Origin of the sequence: Corynebacterium sp. UMB6689, assembly GCF_030215295.1 — a bacterium.
Classification (GTDB): Bacteria; Actinomycetota; Actinomycetes; order Mycobacteriales; family Mycobacteriaceae; genus Corynebacterium; species Corynebacterium aurimucosum.
Genome location: NZ_JASOLS010000073.1, coordinates 1 through 394 on the forward strand (window position 1 = coordinate 1; position 394 = coordinate 394).

Annotated in this window: 1 protein-coding gene; it reads right to left on the reverse strand. The window is 56.6% G+C overall.

Translation table 11 applies throughout. The features are described from left to right. Positions 1–390: tyrosine-type recombinase/integrase (locus tag QP363_RS12730; RefSeq protein WP_308937179.1), on the reverse strand; the 390-nt coding region annotated here is incomplete at its 3' end. Positions 391–394: the final 4 nt, after the last annotated feature.

Here is a 394-nt window from a genome sequence, read left to right on the forward strand (position 1 = left end):
CTCTCCCAATTTCTCCATCCGCGCAGCAAGAGCCCTATCCCGCTCCACCGCCGAATGCTGATAAATCATTACCGCACCAACGTCGCTATGGCCAGCACGCGCCATAAGGTCGGCGAGAGTTGCTCCCGCCCGCCCGTAAAGAGTTAGCCCGGTGTGACGTAGGTCGTGAAACCTATAGCCCGGATACCCCAGCTGAGTAACGGCCCGGTCATACCAAGCATGCATTGACTTATTAGCGAGAAAAGCCCCCGGCTTACCAGCCATGTGCACAACTAAGGCGTCCTTATCCTTGCTAACAAAGGTGTGCATGTGCTCTGTGACGCGCTTGGCACACTCAGCGGGAAGAGTAACGTCACGTTGAGCCGCGTCAGTCTTTGGCAGCCCCTCAATAAGC